The organism is Armatimonadota bacterium, from assembly GCA_028871815.1.
Taxonomy (GTDB): Bacteria; Armatimonadota; Chthonomonadetes; order Chthonomonadales; family Chthonomonadaceae; genus REEB205.
The window spans coordinates 206,410-225,644 of sequence record JAGWMJ010000001.1 but is presented as its reverse complement, the minus strand read 5'-3'; the positions used below and the strand labels follow the sequence as shown (position 1 = coordinate 225,644).

The window sequence follows — 19,235 nt, the reverse complement described above, 5'->3', positions numbered from 1 at the left end:
ACATGAGTTCACCGATAAGAATCGCCTGCATCGGATGCGGCGCCATGGCAAACGCCGTGCACTATCCGTCGCTCATTTCATTCCCGGATGCGGAGGTTGCGGCCGTATGTGATCTCAACGAAGAGCGAATGGCGCAAACGTGCGAGCGCCACTCCCTTAACCACGCTCGGCGCTTTATCGACTATCAGAGGATGGTGGATGAGGTCGAGCCGGAAGCGGTGTGGTGCATCGGCCAGCCCAATATCATGTTTCCGCTGTGGGTTTGGCTCCTCGAACGTCGCTGCCCGCTGTACATCGAAAAGCCGATGGGCATTACCGTGCATCAGGCGCGGGCGCTGGCGCATCTTGCCGACAAGAATGGCTGCGTAACGCAGGTGAGCTTCCAGCGGCGAAGCTCGCCGATCCTCCGCGAGATGACGATCAGGTGCCGCGAACGCGGTCCGGTGACGCATGCCGTCTGCGAGTTTTACAAATGCTCGCCCGCTCCATACCTCGATGCCCGCGATCACATGATGGATGACGGCGTGCACGCCATCGATACACTCCGATGGCTTTGCCGCGGCGAGATTGTGCGCATTCAATCGGCCGCCCGGCGTATCGGTACACCGGATATCAACTTCTTCAGCGCGATGATCGAATTCGACAACGGCTCGGTGGGCATGCTGGCCAACAGCTGGACGAGCGGCCGGCGCACCTTCCGGGTGCAGATCCACGCGCCCTCCATCTGCGCAGAGCTGGAACTGGAAACCGGTGGAAACCTGTACGCCGACGGCCGTCTGGAGGGGGAGAGCTTTGACGCCGCCACCATCGCCGGTGACAGCCGTCCCTGGATCCTCGGTGGCTTCCGCGCCAAAATCCGCGAATTCCTCGACGCGCTTCGGGGCGGTCCGGAGCCATCCTCCTGCTTTGCCGACGCCGTGAAGACGATGGCGGCGGCGGACCTCATCCTGGCGCAGGAGCTGCTGGCCGGATGAGCGCCAGGCTGCTGCGCGGGCTGGTCGGCGGTGCGCTGGCTGCCGCTTTGCTGGTCATCCTGTTCTATCGGGCGCGAGCGGCGCGTGCGCGAATAGCTGATCGAGACGTTCAATTCGCGCTCGCGAACGGAGACGTGGCTCGCGTGCGGCGAGATTTGGCCAACGGTGCGGATCCACGTCAGATACTCGCCCAACGCGATGTGGCGGACGCGCCGCTGGTTCAGCGGAATGATGCCATGGTACACATTCTGAGAGGCCTCGGAGCAAAGCTCTCATTAAACGCCCAGCTTATTCGCGCCGCCGAGGATGGCAGCGTGGTGGTATGTCGGCAATTGATCGCGCAGGGAGCGAGTCCGGCGGCCGCGATCTCAATTCCGGGCCAGATCGATACCACCGCGCTGGCGGCAGCGATGGTCAGCGGAGAATGGGGCACTGCCGAAACGCTGGCCGACGCTGGAGCCAGGCCGAACGATGACGCGATCCGGTTTGCCCTGAAGAACTCGGCGCCCAAGCCACTCCTGCGCAAACTGCTGCGCGTCGATCCCTCCTCTGCCGATGTGAGCCTGGAACTGGCGGCGATGCGCGGTCGAACGGCCGAGGTGCGGGAGCTTGTTGCGCTCGGCGCCAACCTGAACGTCCACACCGTCTACCACGATACGCCACTCTGCCTGGCGGAAATCGGTAGGCACCCAAAAACCGTAGCAGCGATTGAGCAGCTGCTGCGCCGGGGAACCAGGGCGGCAGGCGCACCCTTGATGGGGCGGAAGGATCGCAACCAGTTTCTGGTCGCGGCGGCGCTTGCAGGTGACCTGCCTCGTGTAGAGCAGATGGTGCAGATGGGCGTCGATGTGAACTTCACGGTAGATGGTGAGTCCGCATTGGTCGCATCGCTTCAGATTCGCGATACACCTTTGATGCTCTGGCTGCTGAACCATGGCGCGAAGCCCACCGTGGTACCGCCGCCGCCCGAGGCTGCGCCGGGAGCGCTGCATGCCAAGGCCCAAAGCCCGATGGAAGTCGCCATGGAGCAGGCTCTTCCACTTGCGGCGGTGAAGGCGCTGATCGCGCATGGGGCAAGCCCAAACCAGCGCCAACACTCCGCGGATGGCATGACGCTGCTGATGGTGGCGGCAGCGCAGGGCAGTGCAAACAACGCCAGAACGCTTCTGGATGCCGGCGCCGACCCGAATATGCTGGACGCCCGCGGCTGGTCGGCGCTCGCCTGGGCAAAGACTTACAACCATCCGCAGGTCACAGCGCTGCTCGAGGCCCGGATTCGCGGCGCGTCAAAATCGGCCGCTGCTATAACCACTACCAGCCCGTGATGCCGAACAGAACCGGTGCAGCCACCGGGTCGATCGCGGCGATGCGAATGGCCGCGATCCGCTTGCCCGGTTGCGGGTTGGTCAGCGTGCAAATCCGGAGCCACAGTGGCGCCGCAGCGGCATCGGCCCGCCAGGGGATCAGCGCGGTGGTCATTCCGGCCGGCTCGCCGTTGTCATCCAGAGCGCCGGTTTCGCGGCCATACCGCAGAGGAAGTTCGGCTTGGCCGCCATCCGCGTAGCTCAGGGTCACTGTTGCCACGGTCGTACCATCCGGTGATGGGAAGGCGCATGCCTGCAGGAGCGCGATATGGCCGGCGCGTGCGTTGGGGTGCAGTACGATGGCGCCGGGTCCGACCTCGCCTCGGTTCACCTCCAGGCGGCTGCGCAGGCAGACGCCTGTCGGAACCTTTTCGCTCTGCACTACCGCGCCATCGAGGGGATCCCTAGCGCTCCAGGCTGCCGAGGCGGTTCGAGGCGCAGACCAGGGGAGACCGTGCGATCTCGGCGCCGCGAGCTGCATGTTCGTGCCCTGGCTCAGGTTAATCGTCCAGCCGCTTGCTGTGCTTTGGGACGACCGGCTCCAGGAGCGAATGAAAACGTCGCGCGCATTCCACGGGAGCGTGCCGGCCGCCGGCGGTGAGGAACCGTCGCCGGGCTGCAGTTTCGTTCCGCTCCAGCTGTACTCTGCGGCCAGTACAAAAGCGTCAAACTGGCGCAGCTGCGTGTGCAGAAGCGCTTCACCGCTGTTATATCCAGCCCACGTAGTCTGCAGCAGGCCCAGGGCGCCTTTTCGCACACATTGAAGCGCCCAACCACGGATATTCTGCGGTTGGAACCAGCTGCAGCCAATTGCATCATGCCCGCTGTTCAGAAACAGGTTCAATCCATTGCGCTGCTCACTGCCGGGTTCATATCGCCAGTCGTCCAGGATCATGTCCCCGGGCAGATTCTGCCTCATCTCCTGCGCTGCCGCCGCGGTTGGTGCGTTGGCCGCCGGAAACCGGGGATATCGCGCCGGATTGCCATCCGAGGGAGCAAGCAGCATGTCGGCCCACATCATCGGTCGGATGTTCTGGGCGCGCAGGAAAGCGTCGATGCGCCAGACGTCGCCGGAAAAAAGTTGTGCTGTGCCGGCGCCGCGGTGGTTTGCGCGGAAAGGATAGGCGCCAGGTGCTGAAGATCCCGCGGAGAGGAGTTCGTCGTGCCCAATGTGGAAAGCGCTCGGGCGGAAAATACCGATCGCCTCACGATATACATCGAACAGGATCTGATACGATCGTGGGTCGGATACGTCGTAGGCGTGTGGACTCGCCGGGTCTTCCGCCAGCGTGAGGTGGCGTCCATTCTTGAAGATCCAGTCCGTGTGGCTCAGCGACGGGATCAACGGTATCGGCTGCAAAAAGCGCCGTCGTGCAAACTCGACCTCGGCCCGCAGGTCGCGGAGGGGCATCGCTTCCGGGACGCGGATTTCCGGATGTGATTTCCACCGGGAGTACTCACACTCCAGAACGAGCGCATTCAGCTTGAACCGGCCGAAAATGTGTGAAATCAACCGAGTGTGGAACGGCAGCGCATGCTTGCCTACAAAGAGGTGGGCGCCACGAAAGGCGAGACTCGGCCAGTCGGTAATCTCAACGCCGTGCAGCCACGCCTCACCGTGCGGCGAACGCATCACAAGCTGCCTCAGCGTCTGCAGTCCATACCATGCTCCTCGCTCATCGGTGCCTGTAATCGCCACACCGGATGCCGTGACCGTGAGTGCGTAGCCCTGCGCCTCTCGCGGTGCGGCAGGAGAATCGGTCGGCAGCGCGCCGGCCCGCGAAACAGATACACCGATGCCGCGCCCGCTCCATGCACCCCATCGAATTGGCATCCGGACGCGGTACCGGCGCTGCCAGCGCCGGGTCAGCCTGCGCACGGCAGCCTCCAGACGTGCAAATCTGCGCGTGGACCGGGGCAGCCACACCGGGACTGTGCCGCGGAGCCGCATGCGGTTGCTGGTAAATCGCACCTCTTTGGGCATCGGGATCAGGATCGGGTTGCCGTCAGCGTCCAAAAGTGCCGGAGCCGGCTCTTTCGCGAGTGCCACCGGCGCAGCCGGTGACGGAATGCTGACGTCTGGTACCGCTGCTCCGATGGCAGGCGTCGTGATGGCCAGCTCGATCTGCAGCCGCGCCGGGCGTCCGGGTACCAGCGTCACGTCCGGTACGCCGAGCCAGAATACGCGTTGGCCTTCCAGCCAGACATCCCGTCGTGCGTCAAACAACAGGAAGCCCTCACCGGCAGGCGCAGAAAAGCGAAGGTAACCGCCTCCGGTGTGCTTTAGCGCCAGCGAGGTCACAATCCCGCCGAGCGATGCGGCGAGCATGTCGCCGCTCGCCGGCAGGTAACCGACGGTGCCGGAAACATCCACGCCGCCGAGGTTGGTCGCGCGGTAGTCGCACCCGACCAATATAGCGGCTGGAATGCGAGCCGCGTTCCACTCCATCCGGACAGGCGCCGGGCCATTCTGCTGGGCTGTCAGCGCCCAGGTCACGCGGCCGGCGGCGACCGTCACAGTCTCGGCAGCCGTGAACTGCTGCGGGCCGGTATACCTGGCAACGTATTGCCATCCGCCGCCGGCAAGCGCCATCGCGGTGACCTGCGGTGGCGAGCCGCCGGAACTGTACACGCCGGCGCCGGCGGCAGTGAATAACTGTACCAATCCGCCGGCGAGCAGTGGCACACCGGCAACCGACAGATCAACTCCACCGGCGGACCAACGCGGTTGCGATTGCCCCGGTATCTCGCAATTTGCCCGTGCGCCGGCCAGCAGGCCGCTGAGCAGGCAGGCGGCCACCGAACCGGCAGTTGCGGCCCAGTTCGTGCGTACGTTCACGCGTTTTCGGTGTTCGCGCCGGGTCGCAGAAGCTGCTCCGCCGGCTCAACCGCCGCTGCGCCGGCGCTTCGCAGCAGCTCCGCCGGCGAAGCCGTAGTCTCTGCGGCGCCGGCAGCCCGCAGCAGCATGGCGGAGTCGCGGCGTATCGTGGCGCGCTGCTGCACAAAAGGCAGCGCCCGCAGCGCCGCAGACCTCACTGCCGGGATCCGGCTGGTGGCAAGCTGCTCCACAAGCGGCTCGGTTCGGTCATCACCGACCTGTTCCAAAGCCTGCAGTCCAGCGATCGTGAACTCCGTGCTGCCATGCTGCATCAACAAAACCAGGCACTCCATCTGTCCAGCGGAAATCTGTGCGGCCGTGTCTGCCCGGGCCCGTGGCAGGAGCTTGCAGAGAGCATCACGAGCGGCCCGCCGAACGCTCTCCTGGCTGTCGCGCACGGCAACGGCGAGCAGCGGTCCGATTGCGATGGGATCTGCCGTGTTGCCGAGCTGCTGTGCGGATGCCGCGCGGCGCCTCCGGAGCATCGCCAGATCGTTGGTAACGCCGACGCCGCCTGCCACCCAGAGCCACCATGGGAAAACATGGATCCATCGCCAAAGTAGCGCCAGGCCCACAACCAGCAAAGCTATGCGCGCCCGGCGGCGGCGCGCCAAACTCCGCTCCGTGTCGGCATCGCGCTGCAACTGCGCGATAATGTCCGTTACGCTTCGCGTCGGCTCCGTCGGCAAAACCACCGGCTCGGTGGGGCGATAGGGTGTATGTGGTGGCTGCGCATCCACAATCTTAGCTTACCACGCCGGTTCCGCCGCGGTTTCAGCAATTGTGGGCCGATTGGCGGACCGAGGAAGGCGGCGCCTGTTGGGGGAATAGGTGACTCCATGCCGCCATCGGTTCAAGAACCTCCCCGCTACTCGGTTGTGGCGGCAACCTCCGCGGAAGATCGCGCTCAAGCTTTTGACGTGCGCGTAACGGTGTTTGTGGTCGAGCAGTTGGTGCCACAAGAGGAGGAGCTGGATGCCTGGGACGACACGGCCTACCATTTTCTCGCGCTCTTCCATTCGAGCGGCGCGCAGGAGGCTGTTGGGGCGGCAAGGCTGGTCGTACTGGCCGGTGGCGCGGGCAAGATTGGCCGCGTTGCCGTTCTGCGCCGGCACCGCCGGCACGGCGTCGGACGACTCCTGATGGCGGCCGTCGAGGCGCAGGCGAGGCGGCTTGGCATCAAGAGCACAAAGCTCGACGCGCAACTGCATGCCATTCCCTTCTACGAAGCGTTGGGCTATTCCGCTGAGGGACCCGTGTTCCTGGATGCCAATATTGAGCACCGCCTCATGCGCAAGCAGCTGCACGCCACTTAGGGTGTCAGACGGAATGGCGAAACCGGGGCGCCGTCACTGTTCGCCAGGTTCATCTGCGGAGCGTCGGCCCAGCCATACCGCACCGCTGCCGGCGGATCCACCCCTTCACAAAACACGATAGCGGTGTTACCCCGGCGGATAAACGCCTCTGCGGGATGCCACAAACCGCCTTTGTCCTGAACTTCGAAGCCGTCCAGTTCGCCGCCTGGAGCGATAAGTCCCTTTCCGACATGGTCGAAAGTCACCAGGAACTGATTCATCTCCCGCTGCATGCCGATCGGCCGCGGCCCGGTTGGACCACCTGTGAACCCGGAGCCGAACATCTGCACGGTTGCAGCCAGCCGTTGACCAATTATCGTCGATGGGTTCTTATCGCCGGAGGCATCATCTGGCGCCAGGTCCGCCGTAACCACCAGCGCAACTCCGGCCGTCGTCGTACTGGCGCCCAACTCCGCCTCGCGCAATTCGGGCCAACCGCCCATGCTGCCGGGACCGGTGTGCCCCGGCGCCTGCACCAGCACAAACGGAAGTGGCTGGCTCCATAGCTTGCGCCAACCGGAGATAAGCCAGCCCGCCCGGGCGCGCCAGGCGGAGGCCTCGGCAAGGTCGGCAACGCCCGGCGCCAGAATCACCGCCCCGAAACTGTATGGCGCCAGCGGTGCAATCAACTTCGAAAACGCAGGGCCCGCCGCAGTCGCTGTCGTCACGGCTGCCGGTGAACCGGGTTCAGAGCCTGGCGCTATCCACGATGAGATCGGCGCAGAACGGTCAACGGCCACGACCAGCCCGACCGCCGTATGCGTCGATTGCCGCAGCGCTTGCGCGAACGCGAACATGGCAGCCGATGGCATCGCGGAACGGGCTTCCTGCCAACCAGCTTGTCCCGCATTGGACCCTGCATAAAGCACGCGAACTGGAGGCGCCTGATCCAGTGTGCCTGGCGTCGAGCCGGTCGGCAGCGGCGCCGAAACCAACCTGCCGCCTGTGCAGAGAAACACCTCGCCGATCCAGAGTTCGTGCCGAACAATGGTGTTGCTGCCGGCCACCTCCAGAGTTACCGGGCCGGCCGCTTTCATGGCGGGAAAGACGGCGTGCCACTTGCCGTTCGACGCCACTGTGGTTACATGGTGTCCATTGAGCGTTACCGATATGCGCTCGGCGTCCTGGGCCGTGCCCCAGATGGTCAGGGGCGCGTCCCGTTGAAGTATCGCGCCGGCGCCGAATATCGGGGCCAGGGTAATTTCTGCGCGGGCACGCGCGCCAACTGCCGCCAACCAGGCCGCCGAGCACAGCACGGCAGGCAAACCTACCACTCGAATTCTCAATGGACCCTCCCGCCCAGTCCTCACGTGTGCAAGCAACAGTTTATGTTTGACCCCACAATGCCTCTTACGTTGCGCAGGCAGGATTCCTGCCCCGTGCCGGACAATAGCTCAAAACGACCGTACGCTCGGCCGCACCGGCAGTTACCACCGCGGAAATGACAGGAGCCAACGGATGACTCAGGCAACACCACCGGCCCGCCCGCCCAAGCTCGCTGAGCTGCGAAAGCGCATCAAACCGCCACGCGATATCAACTCCGAGCATGAGCAGAGCCTCACCATGCTGGACCGCGCAGCCCTCCTCATAACCGAAAGAGTAGGGACGATGGGCTTTTTCCTTATCATCCTGGTCTGGACTGTCGTCTGGACCGGCTACAACATTGCCGCCTCTGAGCTGCCGGCGCTGCGCCTCCACGCCTTTGACCCGTTTCCCGCGTTCGTTGCCTACCTCCTCATCAGCAACGTGATACAGATCCTGCTGATGCCGCTGATTATGGTTGGTCAAAATCTCCAGGGCCGCCACTCCGAACTGCGCGCACAGAACGATTTTGAAGTCAACGTGAAGGCCGAGAAGGAGGTTGAGCTGATCCTGGAGCACCTGGAGTACCAGGCCGATTTGATCCTGCAGCTCCTCAAGACACAGGGACGCAAGTTGGACGCCGCGCTGGTGCCCGATCAGGATGCTCCGCCGGCAGCTTGACGCGCAGTGTGCTCCAATCTGCGCTATAATGCGGGCGCAACCCGTTGCAGCTTATGCACAAGAACCTTCACACGAAGCTGATACGAGCCGTGGAACGAGCGGTTGGCTGGCTCCCATTCATGGCGCTGTTACTGGGCGCCGGCGTGCTCGGTGCAATCCGTGAGAGCCGCGCGGGCGGATTGATGACCTGGGCGCCAACGTACCGATCTGCTCTCCGTGCGTCCCGACGAACCAGAGAACCCGTTCTGCTGGCATTCCAATCCGCATCAGGCGGCTGGTCGGCCAAAATGGATGCCGAAACGTTTGCCGATGTCGGCGTGGAAAACCTCAGCACGCGATTTCAATGCGTGCGCCTGGAGCGCGCCCTCGATACGAAAACGGCCCGGAGTTATCACGTCACTGTTTGGCCCACTACAATACTCCTCACCAGCCACGGATCGCCTGCATATCGCTTTACCGGCTATACACCTGCGTCTGCGCTTTTGCCTGCCATGCAGCATTTATTGGCCCGCGATTGATCCTAATGTGACAGCAGCATGCGGAACTCCATGAGAAAACCATATTCTGTAGCCGCAGCGCTGGTCCTCTGCGTATCCTCGTCCTCGGCGCTTGCGGCGCCATCCGGCCATCATGGCAAGCACAAAAAGCCGGCTGCCGGTCACCACGCACCAAAGCCCGCGCATCATCTCCATCCGGTACACAAGGCAAAAGTTGTGGCGCCAACGATCTCGTGGCAGCAAAACGTAGGCGTCGCCTTTCACATAGCGCGACTGCGCCATAAGCTGGTGATGGTCGATTTCTATACAACCTGGTGTGAGTATTGCAAACTGCTGGACCACACGACCTATACCGATCCGGTCGTTCGTTCTCTGGCCCGGCGCTTCGTGACGCTGAAAGCTAATCCCGAAAAGGATGTCGCTGCTGACCGTCTTGCAAAGGAGGTCGGAGTTACCGGCTTTCCCTACATCCTCTTTGTATCGCCTGAAGGCAACGTGGTCTCGTACATCAGCGGTTACGAGCCTGCGCCCGAATTTGCCCGGTACATGCGTGCGGCGCTCACCTACAAGGGGCCGTAGCCACACTATTTGAGGGCAGCGCCCGGGTGCAGCCGGATCTGTTTGCGTACGCAGTCGATTTCCGCCAGCGAGCCAAACGGCAGCACGGCCACCGGGTCCGTATGTCCGAAGTCCATCCGGGTCACAACGGCAGTATCTTCGCGGCCGGCCTCGCGCAGGGCGCCCAGTAGCGCGATTTCCCACTCGCTAAATCGCGCCGGGTCCACTTTGGCTCCTCCCGGTCGCCCCAGAAGAACCCCCTCCACGCGTTCAAGCACGCCAACAGCTGCGAGGCACCGCAACATCCTCAGCATCGCAAGCGGTTCCGGAGCCTCCTCCGACGTCTCGATGAACAGAATCGAGCCCTCCCACTCATGGGCTGCAGGCCATACTGACGTTCCACGCAGCCAATCCAGGACCTCGATGCACCCGCCGATCAAGCGTCCGCAAACCACACCTTCGCCCTGAGCAAACCGCCATGGCATCGGCGGCTGCAGCCGACGCCGGATACCTTGATTGACGGGATCCTGCCAGTCGAGGTGCTCCACCGTCCAGCCTTCCGGGTTTTCGGGAAGGCGCCGCTCGGTTTCAGGCTCGAAAAGTGCACGGCGCACGGCATCGCGCGTGTAGGCGTGCATGCCGCAGTTCTCAGCAAAGCCTGTCATGATTGCCGGACCGTAGAAGCTTGCGACACCGGCGGCAAGAAACTGAAAGTGCGTAATTGTGGTGTCCGACATACCCAGAAACGGCTTCGGATGGCGGCGGATATGGGCCGGGTCGATCAGTGGCAGCAGGCGAATCGAGTCGTCACCGCCAATCGTCGAGAAGATCCCCGAGATCGTGTCGTCTTCCAGCGCCTGAATCAGGTCATCCGCCCGGGCTTGTGGGTTCGCCGCCAGGAACTCATGTGGGCGCAGGGCGTTGGGCATGCTGGTAACGGTTACGCCGTACTCTGCCTCCAGTTGGCGGCAGCCGGCTTGATAGCGGTGTGGGAACCGCGCGGCAGCGCCGGAAGAGAGCGAAACGGCTGCGATGCGGTCACCGGCCCTCAGCAAGTTTGGTTTTAGCAGTGGCTGCATAGCCATGGTGTACCCGGTCGGCGTGTCGAAGCGCTCCACCGGGTATTCTAAGCGGGCGGGTCAGGCTCTCTACCACAGCGAGTCCGCAGAGGTCGATGCATGGTCGTTAATCCCACAACGGTTCTTCACGAACTGGCTTCCGCTCTCCTATGGATCAGTTACGGCAGCTTTTTTGAGTGGTTTTGGCACAAGTACTGGATGCACCAGCGGCGGCCGCCACGGCTTGCTTTCTACGGCCATACCGTCCAGCATCACGGCATCTACCGTGGAGACGGCAGCTTTTATGTGGAGGAAGAGGGCCACACCGATCACATCCTGCTGAAGCCGTACGCGCTGCCGGGAATCGTGGCGCTGCATCTGCCCGTGATGATGTTGATCAACCATTTCGTGCACTACACACTCTTCGGCGGTGTCGCTGGAGTGGTGGCTTACTTCCTGGTCTATGAATACATGCACTGGAACATGCATGTTCCCCGGAACCACTTCGTTGAGCGGTTCCGCTGGTTTCAGTTCCTCCGAGCGCATCATCACCTGCACCATCGCTTTATGCAGAGCAACTTCTGCGTACTGAATCCATTGGCTGACCTGCTTCTTCGGACGCTGATCACCCAGAAGACGATAGATGCGCGCCGGGCGCTGCGCGAGCAGCAGATATCGGACGGCACCTATGGCAAGACTCCGCGGCCGGCAAAGCGCAGCGATACCGTGAAGCTCAGCCGTTTCGCTGCCAGCAGCCTGGCAAAAGCAGCGCGGGCTTCGCGGGGAGAGCGTCGATCCGCGTCGCGAGCTCGTGTCAGGCTGGAGATCGAAGCGATGTGGGAGAAGCGCCGCAGCGGACCGCGTGACCGCTGAGGAACCAAAGCTCTGCCCTCGCCGAGTTGCGTGGCGCGCGCACGGCCCGACTGCGTTCGGATTGAGCGGTGGCCTTGAGTAGCGCGGCACGGCCCTTGTCGGAGTCGCAGCAAGGCGTGCCGGTGTTACAGGCTGCGCGCGCCCATCGGCTTGCACTGGCTGCGTTGACGATCGCCATCCTGGCGTTTGTGAGCCGCATTTGGGTCTCCACCACAACCGGTAGTACGGCGGAAGACTTTCTGATTACGCTGCGCTACGCTCGCAACATTGCGCAGGGCCTGGGGTTTGTTTACAATCCTGGCCACCGTGTGCTGGGCACAACCACGCCGCTATACACCCTGCTGCTGGCGCTGTTTGCTTCGATGCGCCTCAATGCCGGCTTGTGTGGAAAGCTGCTAAACATTGCCGCCGATTCTCTCACGTGCTGGCTTATCTGGCGGACTCTTGCCTCGCGAAAGATCGGTCTGCCATGGGCCGGTCTGGCTGCAGCGCTGCTCTACGCGGTTGGTTCCACACCGATAAACATCAGCACCGGCGGCATGGAATCCGGCCTGGTAACCTGCGTAAGCCTCGGCGCGATACTGGCTTTCATCGAGGATCAACCTACGCTGATGTGCCTGCTCGGCAGCCTCCTCTTCCTCCTCCGCATCGACGGTCTGCTGCTGCTTGCTCTCCTCGTTATCTTCTGGGTTCTGCGCAATCGTTGTGTTCCATGGCGCGGTGTTGCCGCGTCCCTGCTGGTGGCGCTGCCCTGGGTGATCTGGGCAACCGTATATTTCGGCTCGCCGATTCCCCTATCGCTGGTTGCCAAATTGACGGTTTACGGTCGCGGGCTTACGCTTCGCGCGATGAACCTCAAGGCATTTGAACAGCAGTTTCTTCGCGGCGCCGTGCAATTGGGTCTCACGTGCTGCTTCCTGGTTGGTGCTGCGCGTATCTTTCAGCGCAACCGTCACCTTACAGGGCTGCCGCTGTTGGCGCCGGCGCTGCTTTGGCTGGCTATCTACTACGTAACGATGCTCACGTCGCACGTGCCGGCCTTCGCGTGGTACTTTTTGCCGCCCTGGCCGGTGTTTCTCATCGTAGCCGGCATCGGCGGAGACGCGGTGGTGAGATTTGCGATTGCCCATCTTGGCGACTCAACCCGCAGCCGGCTCCAGGGCGTCGGGCCGGTCGCGCTTGCCGGCGCTGCACTGGTCGGGGCCGTTCACGTGCGCAGCGTGCGGGCTGATGTGGCGCACACTCAGTGGGTGGAGAACACACTTCGCCGCCCGATGGGCATCTGGTTTCGAGAACACGCTGCCCGCAACGAACGCATCTTCCTTGAGCCGATCGGCTATGTGGGCTACTATTCGCATAGGCCGATCCTGGACCAGATTGCGCTGGTATCGCCGGAGGTGCTCGCTTCATACCGTACAGCCCAGCCGCTCGGCGATATCGTTCGCCGGCTGCGGCCGGACTGGCTGTGCCTGCGTCCGGCGGAGATACGCACCCTGGGCAGGCAGGGCGTGCCGCTGCCCTCGTCGAAGTATCTTTTCGTGCGTTCGTTCCGAGTGCCTGGCCGCCCACCCGACTTCTACGTATTTCATCGACATCCCGAGCCTGCCGTCACCTCCAGGAGCTATCCATGACCGACATCAATTTCGATCTCCTCAAGCGGATCTGTGAAACGCCCGGCGTTAGCAGCCGTGAAGAGCCGATCCGCGCGCTCGTAGCAGCCGAGATGCGAGGGCTGGTCGATTCCGTGGAGTGCGATGTGATGGGAAACCTCACAGGCACAAGGAATGGTCACCGCCAGCACCCGCGCGTGATGGTTGCCGCGCATCTGGACGAGATAGGCTTTATGGTGAAGCACGTGGATAAACGCGGCTTCTTGCGGCTCAAGCCCGTCGGCGGTTGGGATGCGCGGAATATGGTGGCCCAGCGCGTGCTGGTACACGGATACCGCGGGGCCGTGCTGCGTGGTGCTCTCATGCAGGCATCCAAGCCGATCCATATGCTCAGCGCAGACGACGCACGCAAACCGCCCCGTGTGGAGGAGATGTTTGTGGATCTCGGCATGCCCGCCGATCGAGTCAAGGCAGAGGTTGAGCCAGGCGATATGGTGACGATGGATCGCACCGCCGAACGTATCGGCGACGTGGTGGTGAGTAAAACGCTGGACAATCGCCTCAGCGTCTTCGTGATGCTGGAAGCGCTCCGCCTGCTGGGTTCCGAGAAAACGGAGGCCACGATCCTTGCGGCCGCCACCACTCAGGAGGAGGTGGGCCTGCGCGGCGCCACCACGGCGGCATGGGCGCTGGAACCTGATATCGGGATCGCGCTGGATGTTACATTGGCCAATGACTATCCCGGTCCCGCAGACCACGAACATGTGACCGAGCTCGGAGAAGGGTGCGCTGTCAAAATCACCGACTCATCGCTGCTGTGTCATCCCAGATTGGTCCGTCACTTCCGTGACGTGGCCGATGAGAACTCCATCAAATATCAGTTGGAAGTTCTTCCTGCCGGTGGTACCGACGCCGGCGCCATACAGAGAAGCCGCGCCGGCGTTCCCAGCTTCACACTATCTGTTCCAACGCGTTACGTGCATACGGTGAATGAAATGGCTAATGTGGAGGATATCGCAGGCGCAATTCAACTGCTCGCCGCGTGGCTCAAGGTTGCCCATACGCGTGAGTACGGCTATAACGCCGATTTTCAATCGAGCTGAGCGGTCGTGTTATACTGTACGGCCGGCAGCGTCAGAACCGAGCATCCGCCGCTTGTTGGAAACAGGTTCTTGCCCGCGTGGCGTATAAGTATGGGTGCGGAAAACGCCTCCGGGCGTCGCCGGATCATGTGCTTGACGGTGAACCGTTTCGGCATTCCTCGGATCCTTGAAAGGAGCCTCGTGTTGAAGTTTCCAATCGGTGGCCTTTTGCTGGCCACATCTATTACGCTTGCGCCGGCAGGCAAAGCACTGGCCCAGGGCCCGCCGGTTCCCATTCAACAGCCCGCGGCGCCCCGCCCAACAGGGCCGAATGACGTGGTTGGCCGCGTAAATGGTCAGCCCATCACATGGGCGCAGTTTCTGGACTTCCTCAAGACCAGCAATCCGCAGCAGTTTCAGCAGGCGGTGGCCAGTGCCGTTGGTATCGATGTTGCTGCAGCGCTCTTTGGGCCGGCCCACGCAGCGACATACACGGTTACGCAGGCTCAGGCGATTGCGGCTGTCCGCGCCAACCCACCGATCATTGTGCAGAACGGACTGCAGAGCATGCTCATGGAGCGGGCCCTGGATCAAAAGGCGGCCAAGGTTGGCGTCACTGCTACCCCAGCACAGGTCCAGGCGCGCATAGCCGAGCTGTTTGCGCAACTTCACAAGGAGGGTATCATCCCCGCCGGCGTGACGGATGACCAGTTCCTGGCGCAGCGCAACTTCTCGCGGGAACAGCTTGAGCAGAACATTCGGCTTCAGGTGTTGATGGATGACATCACTCAGAAGCAGCTGGAGCAGCAGCTGGGCCACCCGATCGGCCCGAACGACTTCTTGCAGGCTCGCCACATCCTGTTTAAAATCACGAATCCGGTGAGTTCCACAGGCAAGCCGGATCCGCAGGCTAACGCGGCAGCTCAGAAGGCCGCACTGGCGAAGGCGCAGCAAGTGGCCGCCGATATCCGAAGCAAGAAGAAGACGTTTGCCGAAGAGGCGAAAGCATTCAGCGATGATGCGGGCACCAAGGACCGCGGCGGTGACCTGGGTGTGTTTCTGCGTGGAAGTATGGTGCCGGAGTTCGACAACGCCGCCTTTGCGCTCAAGCCTGGAGTGCTCAGCCAACCGGTGCTCTCAACGTTCGGATATCACCTGATTGAGGTGGAGAAGCTGGGGAAAGACATAAGCCCGGCCGCGCGCGAAACTGCACTCCAGAGTTACCTTGCCTCCACGCGCAACAACCTGATGTCGGCTTTGATGAGCAGCAGCAAGATCGAGAACTACCTGCGGCCGGCGCCTCCCGCCATGGTGCCGCCAAGGCCGGGCGGTCCCGTGCCGCCAAATAACGGCCGCTCGCCCCAACAGCAAGGACCGCCGCCGCACCATCCGTAGCGGTCAGGCGGTTCGGCAGCGCAGGTCGCAATCCGGGCGGGCAGCCATGGCTGTCCGCCCGGATTGGCATTGAAGCGCACCGTTAGCGCAGCGACTCGTAAACCGCGCGCACATTCGCTGGCGAAAGATCTCCCATGTAGATCACGACTACGGTTCGCTGCCCGTCGGAAACTACCCAGCGCTCAACGCTCCTGCGGAAGGTGAAGGCCGCTGGAACCTGCGCCCGCACCGTCGCGGGCGCAATATGCTGATACAGGCTGAAGCTGCTCACGCCGTTGCTGTACCGTAACAGCAATGACGTCGCCCTCGGATTCGGGTTCCTGCCGCCAAAAACCCAGACGCCGTGTGGTGAGTAACCGGGTGGCAGTCGTGTGGGCTGCAGCACGGCAAATGGCGAATGGGGCGCGGCTTCCGCGAGAGTTTGAAACTGGTCACCTGGGTAGAGTGTGTTCACGCGAGCGTTGGGAATACGCAGGTTGAATGCGCTGGGCTGCACTTGCGCGGTGGGGCCAACCGTAACGCTTTCGAGGTACGACCGCGATATTAGCCCGGATGGTCCCGAAACCTCATTCTGCAGTTCGATGCCGGTAGGCATGTCGATCCAGTACTTCATCTGGTGTGCCCCGGCTGTAAGGGCAACAATGGCGGCATTCCGTCCGGCGATGGTCTCTTGCCCAACAACCGCGGCCTGAACCACGCCGCGTTGCACCAGCAGAAGGAATCGCTGCACGTTGGCGTTCCATTGCGTGGGCCAAAGCGCAACATCCAGCGTGTTGGTGCGGCGGTGGTAGTACCGGTACTGCTTTGGTCCAACGATCATAACATCCCCGGCCATATCCGGCGGTGCAAGAAATGTGCGTACAACCCGTCCGCGCGTATCGCCTTCAATCTGCTGGCGCGATACCACGCCGCCGCGTTGCGTTACCTGCGTGCCGCTGTATTCGGCGGTGGGGTGCACCATGTGGGCGAGAAGCTGCAGCACGCGGCGGTTTGCAATAGGACCGCCGGGATGCCTGCCCAACACGCGCACGGCAGGGCGCTGCAGCCGTAGTCGTAGCGGCAATCTCGGCCGGCCTCGCTGGGCCGCAGCAGGAGGCGTTGCCCATAGCAGGGTGAGCACTGCGGCGGCGATTGGCACGCAAAGAGCGCGACATCGCCACCGCTGCCTGCCGGTTTGAAGGGGGTTCGACCGAGGCGCCAGCTTCATTCGCTTGTCGTTCTCGCTGCGGTGGCCGCGGACCGCGCTTGCAGTTGAGCGGCGACAGGATCATCAAACGGATTGCTGGCGGTGATTGCCGTGTTGCGCGCGAGCGATGTTTGAGAGATGGCTGTCAGTTGCGGCGCGCCGGCGGGCCACATCATGAGGACCGCCGCACCGGTCAGGGCAGCAGCGACGCCCAGGCCGATGACAGGCCGGCGAACCTGGGCCGTGGCCGGAAGCAGCCCACCGAGCCAGCCGCGCACCATATCGCCGACTCGATGGTGGGCGCGAACCGGCTCAAGAACATCCAGTCGCTCGTGCAGTCTTGCCATAAAGTTGAGCCCGGTGTCGTGGCCCGGCGCGGATCGCAGCGCATCTGCGAGCAAATAGTACTGGCGAGCCAGCGCCGCGCACTCGGTACAATTCGGCAGGTGACGCTCAACCCTCCACGCCTCGCGCGTCGAGAGCTGATCGCCGGCCAGGCCGGGTAGTAGCGCGGAAATCGCGTCACACTCAGTTTGCATTCTATTAGTACTTGCCATCTCTTTTACCTGTCGGCCGGAGCAGGCTCCGGCGAGTCGTCATGCCATCAGGTACGGTGAGAGCCGCTCGCGCAGCGATGCCCGAGCGTTGAACAGCCGGCTCTTCACGGTGCCCAGCGGGCAGCCGAGTATCCCGGCAATCTCATCGTATGCCAATCCCTCCACGTCATACAGAAGCACTACGGTCCGCAGCTTCTCCGGCAGGCCCTGCAAAGCCAAATCCAGTCTGTCGCCCAACTCGCGGTTCAGCGCCAGCCGCTGCGGATCAAAAGTCGCGTCCGGCAGTTCTCGTTCGTCATCGTCGGCTTCTGTCTCGGCTGAGAGTGAGACGGTGTTCTGCAGCTTCTGGTTGCGTCGGCTGAAGTCGATACACACATTTGTAGCGATTCGGTAGAGCCAGGTATTCAGGCTGGCACGGCTCTGGAACGAGCCGATGCTCAGGTATGCCTTCACAAACGTCTCCTGAGTCAGGTCTTCTGCTTCGGTCGCAGAGTGAACCATCCGGTAGACGTAATTGTAGACGCGCGCCTTGTAGCGCAGCACAATATCGTTGAACGCAGCACGGTCATTGGCCTGAGCGCGCTTGACAAGCGCGGCGTCCGCGACCATAAGCTTCCCCATCGCGACCATCGCACACTCCGCAGTCGGCACTTACCGGGCGTTTAGACGCGGCCGGGGCTGCATTGTTCACTCGCGGCCGCTTCGGCATAGGTGCACAGGCGGAACCTCGCCGCGGTTACAGCGAGGCGCACCGAGGTGCTGATCAATGCGGCGTGCTCCACATCGATTTCGTCGTGCTTGCGTTGCGACCGGCGTGCATAGGCCGTGCCGGGATGCGCGTAGATCTCAAACGTACCGTCGCCCAGCCGTCCGATCAGCGCCTCCACGTACGCAGTATTCATGTTCGAGCTTTGCAGCGTGCCGAACGATTGATCGCACACAAACCAGCGAACGCCGTCCGCGCGGCGTCGATCCAGCTCCGCCAGGTTGCGGCGACGAATGGCGCGAAGCATACAGAGCCCGGCCGTGTTGATGCCGGGACCGTCGCCTCGAAGCCGGAAGTGAGCGATCAACGGTTCGTGCGGAACGCGCAGCCGATAGACGCCGTACTCGGCGCAAAGCCCCAACATGTACCTCCACACCCGTGGGTGCATGTGCATGTGCTGGTGCCCATCAACGTGAGACCATGGGAGGCCGGTGTCGGAAAACCGCTGGAACTGCGCGCGCATCTCCTCTGCGGCCTGCCGGAAGGCCGTGCCGGACAGCGCATAAAGCAGGCCGGCAAACGCTGGGTTTTTGTGGAACCTGTTATCGCGTCTTGTGATTGCGGTGAGTCGCCCGTGGCCCAGCAGGCTACGGTCACAGCTCAACGCAAGGTGCAGACCCACACCAAGGTCGGCGTTGTCGCGGGCGAGTGAGACTGCCTGCTCAAATGCAACTTCTGCCGTCATCAGGCTGGCGCTGGTGAGCACCCCGGAGCGATGCGACGAGATTACCGCGGCGTTCACGCGTGCAGTCATCCCAAAATCATCCGCATTTACAATCAGCAGCTTCATGGCAGCAACGTAAGGCAGGAGTTTGGCTGTGGAGCCAATAACATCGGAGGCGTCGTCAACCGTACTCTCTACGGCCATAATCCGTTTGGCCCACCCATCCACGGCGTGAGCTATTCGGTCTGTGGCCGCGGAAGGTGCTGAACAGGGAAAGCGCGTTTCCCCGCGCACGGTGGATGAGCCTGTACGCAGCAGTTTACAAGTTTTTTCGCCCAAACCCTTGACAAATCCGCGAAGTATTGTAAAATAGCTCACAATGATTTAACGATGAACCTCGGATCGCACATCGACGTACTCTGGCAGCAGCGTGCT

19 protein-coding genes are annotated in these 19,235 nt (G+C 62.6%); 10 read left to right on the top strand and 9 right to left on the bottom strand.

Going from position 1 to position 19,235, the window contains the following annotated elements; all coding sequences use genetic code 11:
• Positions 1-2 precede the first annotated feature (2 nt).
• Positions 3-974 (top strand): Gfo/Idh/MocA family oxidoreductase, encoded by a 972-nt coding sequence (locus KGJ62_00935; protein ID MDE2125138.1) that lies wholly within the window; start codon positions 3-5, stop codon positions 972-974.
• Positions 971-2,299, top strand: a complete 1,329-nt coding sequence (locus KGJ62_00930) for an ankyrin repeat domain-containing protein (protein ID MDE2125137.1) — start codon at positions 971-973, stop codon at positions 2,297-2,299. Before KGJ62_00935 ends, KGJ62_00930 begins: the two co-directional genes overlap by 4 nt.
• Here the strand turns inward: KGJ62_00930 and KGJ62_00925 are convergent.
• Positions 2,286-5,177: a family 20 glycosylhydrolase gene (locus KGJ62_00925; GenBank protein ID MDE2125136.1), complete on the bottom strand. Its 2,892-nt coding sequence runs from the start codon at positions 5,175-5,177 to the stop codon at positions 2,286-2,288. The two genes, KGJ62_00930 and KGJ62_00925, sit on opposite strands and share 14 nt — an antisense overlap.
• Positions 5,174-5,905, bottom strand: coding sequence for a hypothetical protein (locus tag KGJ62_00920; protein MDE2125135.1), 732 nt, complete (start codon positions 5,903-5,905; stop codon positions 5,174-5,176). The genes KGJ62_00925 and KGJ62_00920 overlap by 4 nt, the downstream gene beginning before the upstream one ends.
• A 150-nt stretch (positions 5,906-6,055) precedes the next feature.
• Here KGJ62_00920 and KGJ62_00915 point away from each other — a divergent pair, with 150 nt between their 5' ends.
• A complete protein-coding gene (locus tag KGJ62_00915; protein ID MDE2125134.1) occupies positions 6,056-6,532 on the top strand; it encodes a GNAT family N-acetyltransferase in 477 nt (158 codons plus the stop codon).
• Here the strand turns inward: KGJ62_00915 and KGJ62_00910 are convergent.
• On the bottom strand, positions 6,529-7,857 hold the full coding sequence (locus KGJ62_00910; protein MDE2125133.1) for a hypothetical protein: 1,329 nt from the start codon (positions 7,855-7,857) through the stop codon (positions 6,529-6,531). The two genes, KGJ62_00915 and KGJ62_00910, sit on opposite strands and share 4 nt — an antisense overlap.
• A 172-nt stretch (positions 7,858-8,029) precedes the next feature.
• Between KGJ62_00910 and KGJ62_00905 the strand changes: the two genes are divergently transcribed.
• The 3 genes from KGJ62_00905 to KGJ62_00895 are packed head-to-tail and all read left to right on the top strand — an operon-like array spanning position 8,030 to position 9,630.
• The gene (locus tag KGJ62_00905) at positions 8,030-8,554 is read left to right on the top strand and encodes a DUF1003 domain-containing protein (GenBank protein ID MDE2125132.1); all 525 of its coding nucleotides are present in this window, start codon (positions 8,030-8,032) and stop codon (positions 8,552-8,554) included.
• Positions 8,555-8,607: 53 nt separating this feature from the next.
• Complete coding sequence (locus tag KGJ62_00900) at positions 8,608-9,072, top strand: DUF255 domain-containing protein (protein MDE2125131.1); 465 nt, start codon at positions 8,608-8,610, stop codon at positions 9,070-9,072.
• A gap of 30 nt (positions 9,073-9,102) precedes the next feature.
• The gene (locus KGJ62_00895; protein ID MDE2125130.1) at positions 9,103-9,630 is read left to right on the top strand and encodes a thioredoxin fold domain-containing protein; all 528 of its coding nucleotides are present in this window, start codon (positions 9,103-9,105) and stop codon (positions 9,628-9,630) included.
• Positions 9,631-9,635: 5 nt separating this feature from the next.
• On the opposite strand, the gene KGJ62_00890 is transcribed toward KGJ62_00895, so the two are convergent.
• On the bottom strand, positions 9,636-10,694 hold the full coding sequence (locus KGJ62_00890; GenBank protein ID MDE2125129.1) for an LD-carboxypeptidase: 1,059 nt from the start codon (positions 10,692-10,694) through the stop codon (positions 9,636-9,638).
• A 93-nt stretch (positions 10,695-10,787) separates the two neighbouring features.
• On the opposite strand from KGJ62_00890, the gene KGJ62_00885 reads away from it, so the two are divergent.
• The 3 genes from KGJ62_00885 (at position 10,788) to KGJ62_00875 (ending at position 14,253) form a co-directional block, all read left to right on the top strand.
• Positions 10,788-11,540, top strand: coding sequence for a hypothetical protein (locus KGJ62_00885; protein ID MDE2125128.1), 753 nt, complete (start codon positions 10,788-10,790; stop codon positions 11,538-11,540).
• Between the two features lie 74 nt (positions 11,541-11,614).
• Positions 11,615-13,171 (top strand): hypothetical protein, encoded by a 1,557-nt coding sequence (locus tag KGJ62_00880; protein MDE2125127.1) that lies wholly within the window; start codon positions 11,615-11,617, stop codon positions 13,169-13,171.
• Positions 13,168-14,253 (top strand): M42 family metallopeptidase, encoded by a 1,086-nt coding sequence (locus KGJ62_00875; GenBank protein MDE2125126.1) that lies wholly within the window; start codon positions 13,168-13,170, stop codon positions 14,251-14,253. Before KGJ62_00880 ends, KGJ62_00875 begins: the two co-directional genes overlap by 4 nt.
• Here the strand turns inward: KGJ62_00875 and KGJ62_00870 are convergent.
• Positions 14,241-14,408, bottom strand: coding sequence for a hypothetical protein (locus tag KGJ62_00870; GenBank protein ID MDE2125125.1), 168 nt, complete (start codon positions 14,406-14,408; stop codon positions 14,241-14,243). The genes KGJ62_00875 and KGJ62_00870 overlap by 13 nt on opposite strands.
• 28 nt (positions 14,409-14,436) lie before the next feature.
• Here KGJ62_00870 and KGJ62_00865 point away from each other — a divergent pair, with 28 nt between their 5' ends.
• On the top strand, positions 14,437-15,627 hold the full coding sequence (locus KGJ62_00865) for a peptidylprolyl isomerase (protein MDE2125124.1): 1,191 nt from the start codon (positions 14,437-14,439) through the stop codon (positions 15,625-15,627).
• 82 nt (positions 15,628-15,709) lie between these two features.
• On the opposite strand, the gene KGJ62_00860 is transcribed toward KGJ62_00865, so the two are convergent.
• From KGJ62_00860 to KGJ62_00845, 4 genes are all read right to left on the bottom strand, one after another.
• Complete coding sequence (locus KGJ62_00860) at positions 15,710-16,690, bottom strand: hypothetical protein (GenBank protein ID MDE2125123.1); 981 nt, start codon at positions 16,688-16,690, stop codon at positions 15,710-15,712.
• A 140-nt stretch (positions 16,691-16,830) separates the two neighbouring features.
• A complete protein-coding gene (locus KGJ62_00855) occupies positions 16,831-17,370 on the bottom strand; it encodes a zf-HC2 domain-containing protein (protein ID MDE2125122.1) in 540 nt (179 codons plus the stop codon).
• A 39-nt stretch (positions 17,371-17,409) separates the two neighbouring features.
• Positions 17,410-18,000, bottom strand: coding sequence for a sigma-70 family RNA polymerase sigma factor (locus KGJ62_00850; GenBank protein ID MDE2125121.1), 591 nt, complete (start codon positions 17,998-18,000; stop codon positions 17,410-17,412).
• Positions 18,001-18,032: 32 nt separating this feature from the next.
• Complete coding sequence (locus KGJ62_00845; GenBank protein MDE2125120.1) at positions 18,033-19,004, bottom strand: ChbG/HpnK family deacetylase; 972 nt, start codon at positions 19,002-19,004, stop codon at positions 18,033-18,035.
• Positions 19,005-19,235 lie beyond the last annotated feature (231 nt).

What these genes read in the sequence shown, in the direction of transcription:
- KGJ62_00930 (MDE2125137.1), top strand. Translation starts at nt 971, where the DNA reads ATGAGCGCCAGGCTGCTGCGCGGGCTGGTCGGCGGTGCGCTGGCTGCC.
- KGJ62_00850 (MDE2125121.1), bottom strand. Translation starts at nt 18,000, where the DNA reads ATGGTCGCGATGGGGAAGCTTATGGTCGCGGACGCCGCGCTTGTCAAG.
- KGJ62_00855 (MDE2125122.1), bottom strand. Translation starts at nt 17,370, where the DNA reads ATGGCAAGTACTAATAGAATGCAAACTGAGTGTGACGCGATTTCCGCG.
- KGJ62_00915 (MDE2125134.1), top strand. Translation starts at nt 6,056, where the DNA reads ATGCCGCCATCGGTTCAAGAACCTCCCCGCTACTCGGTTGTGGCGGCA.
- KGJ62_00905 (MDE2125132.1), top strand. Translation starts at nt 8,030, where the DNA reads ATGACTCAGGCAACACCACCGGCCCGCCCGCCCAAGCTCGCTGAGCTG.
- KGJ62_00885 (MDE2125128.1), top strand. Translation starts at nt 10,788, where the DNA reads ATGGTCGTTAATCCCACAACGGTTCTTCACGAACTGGCTTCCGCTCTC.
- KGJ62_00870 (MDE2125125.1), bottom strand. Translation starts at nt 14,408, where the DNA reads ATGCCGAAACGGTTCACCGTCAAGCACATGATCCGGCGACGCCCGGAG.
- KGJ62_00875 (MDE2125126.1), top strand. Translation starts at nt 13,168, where the DNA reads ATGACCGACATCAATTTCGATCTCCTCAAGCGGATCTGTGAAACGCCC.
- KGJ62_00845 (MDE2125120.1), bottom strand. Translation starts at nt 19,004, where the DNA reads ATGGCCGTAGAGAGTACGGTTGACGACGCCTCCGATGTTATTGGCTCC.
- KGJ62_00895 (MDE2125130.1), top strand. Translation starts at nt 9,103, where the DNA reads ATGAGAAAACCATATTCTGTAGCCGCAGCGCTGGTCCTCTGCGTATCC.
- KGJ62_00900 (MDE2125131.1), top strand. Translation starts at nt 8,608, where the DNA reads ATGCACAAGAACCTTCACACGAAGCTGATACGAGCCGTGGAACGAGCG.
- KGJ62_00890 (MDE2125129.1), bottom strand. Translation starts at nt 10,694, where the DNA reads ATGGCTATGCAGCCACTGCTAAAACCAAACTTGCTGAGGGCCGGTGAC.
- KGJ62_00935 (MDE2125138.1), top strand. Translation starts at nt 3, where the DNA reads ATGAGTTCACCGATAAGAATCGCCTGCATCGGATGCGGCGCCATGGCA.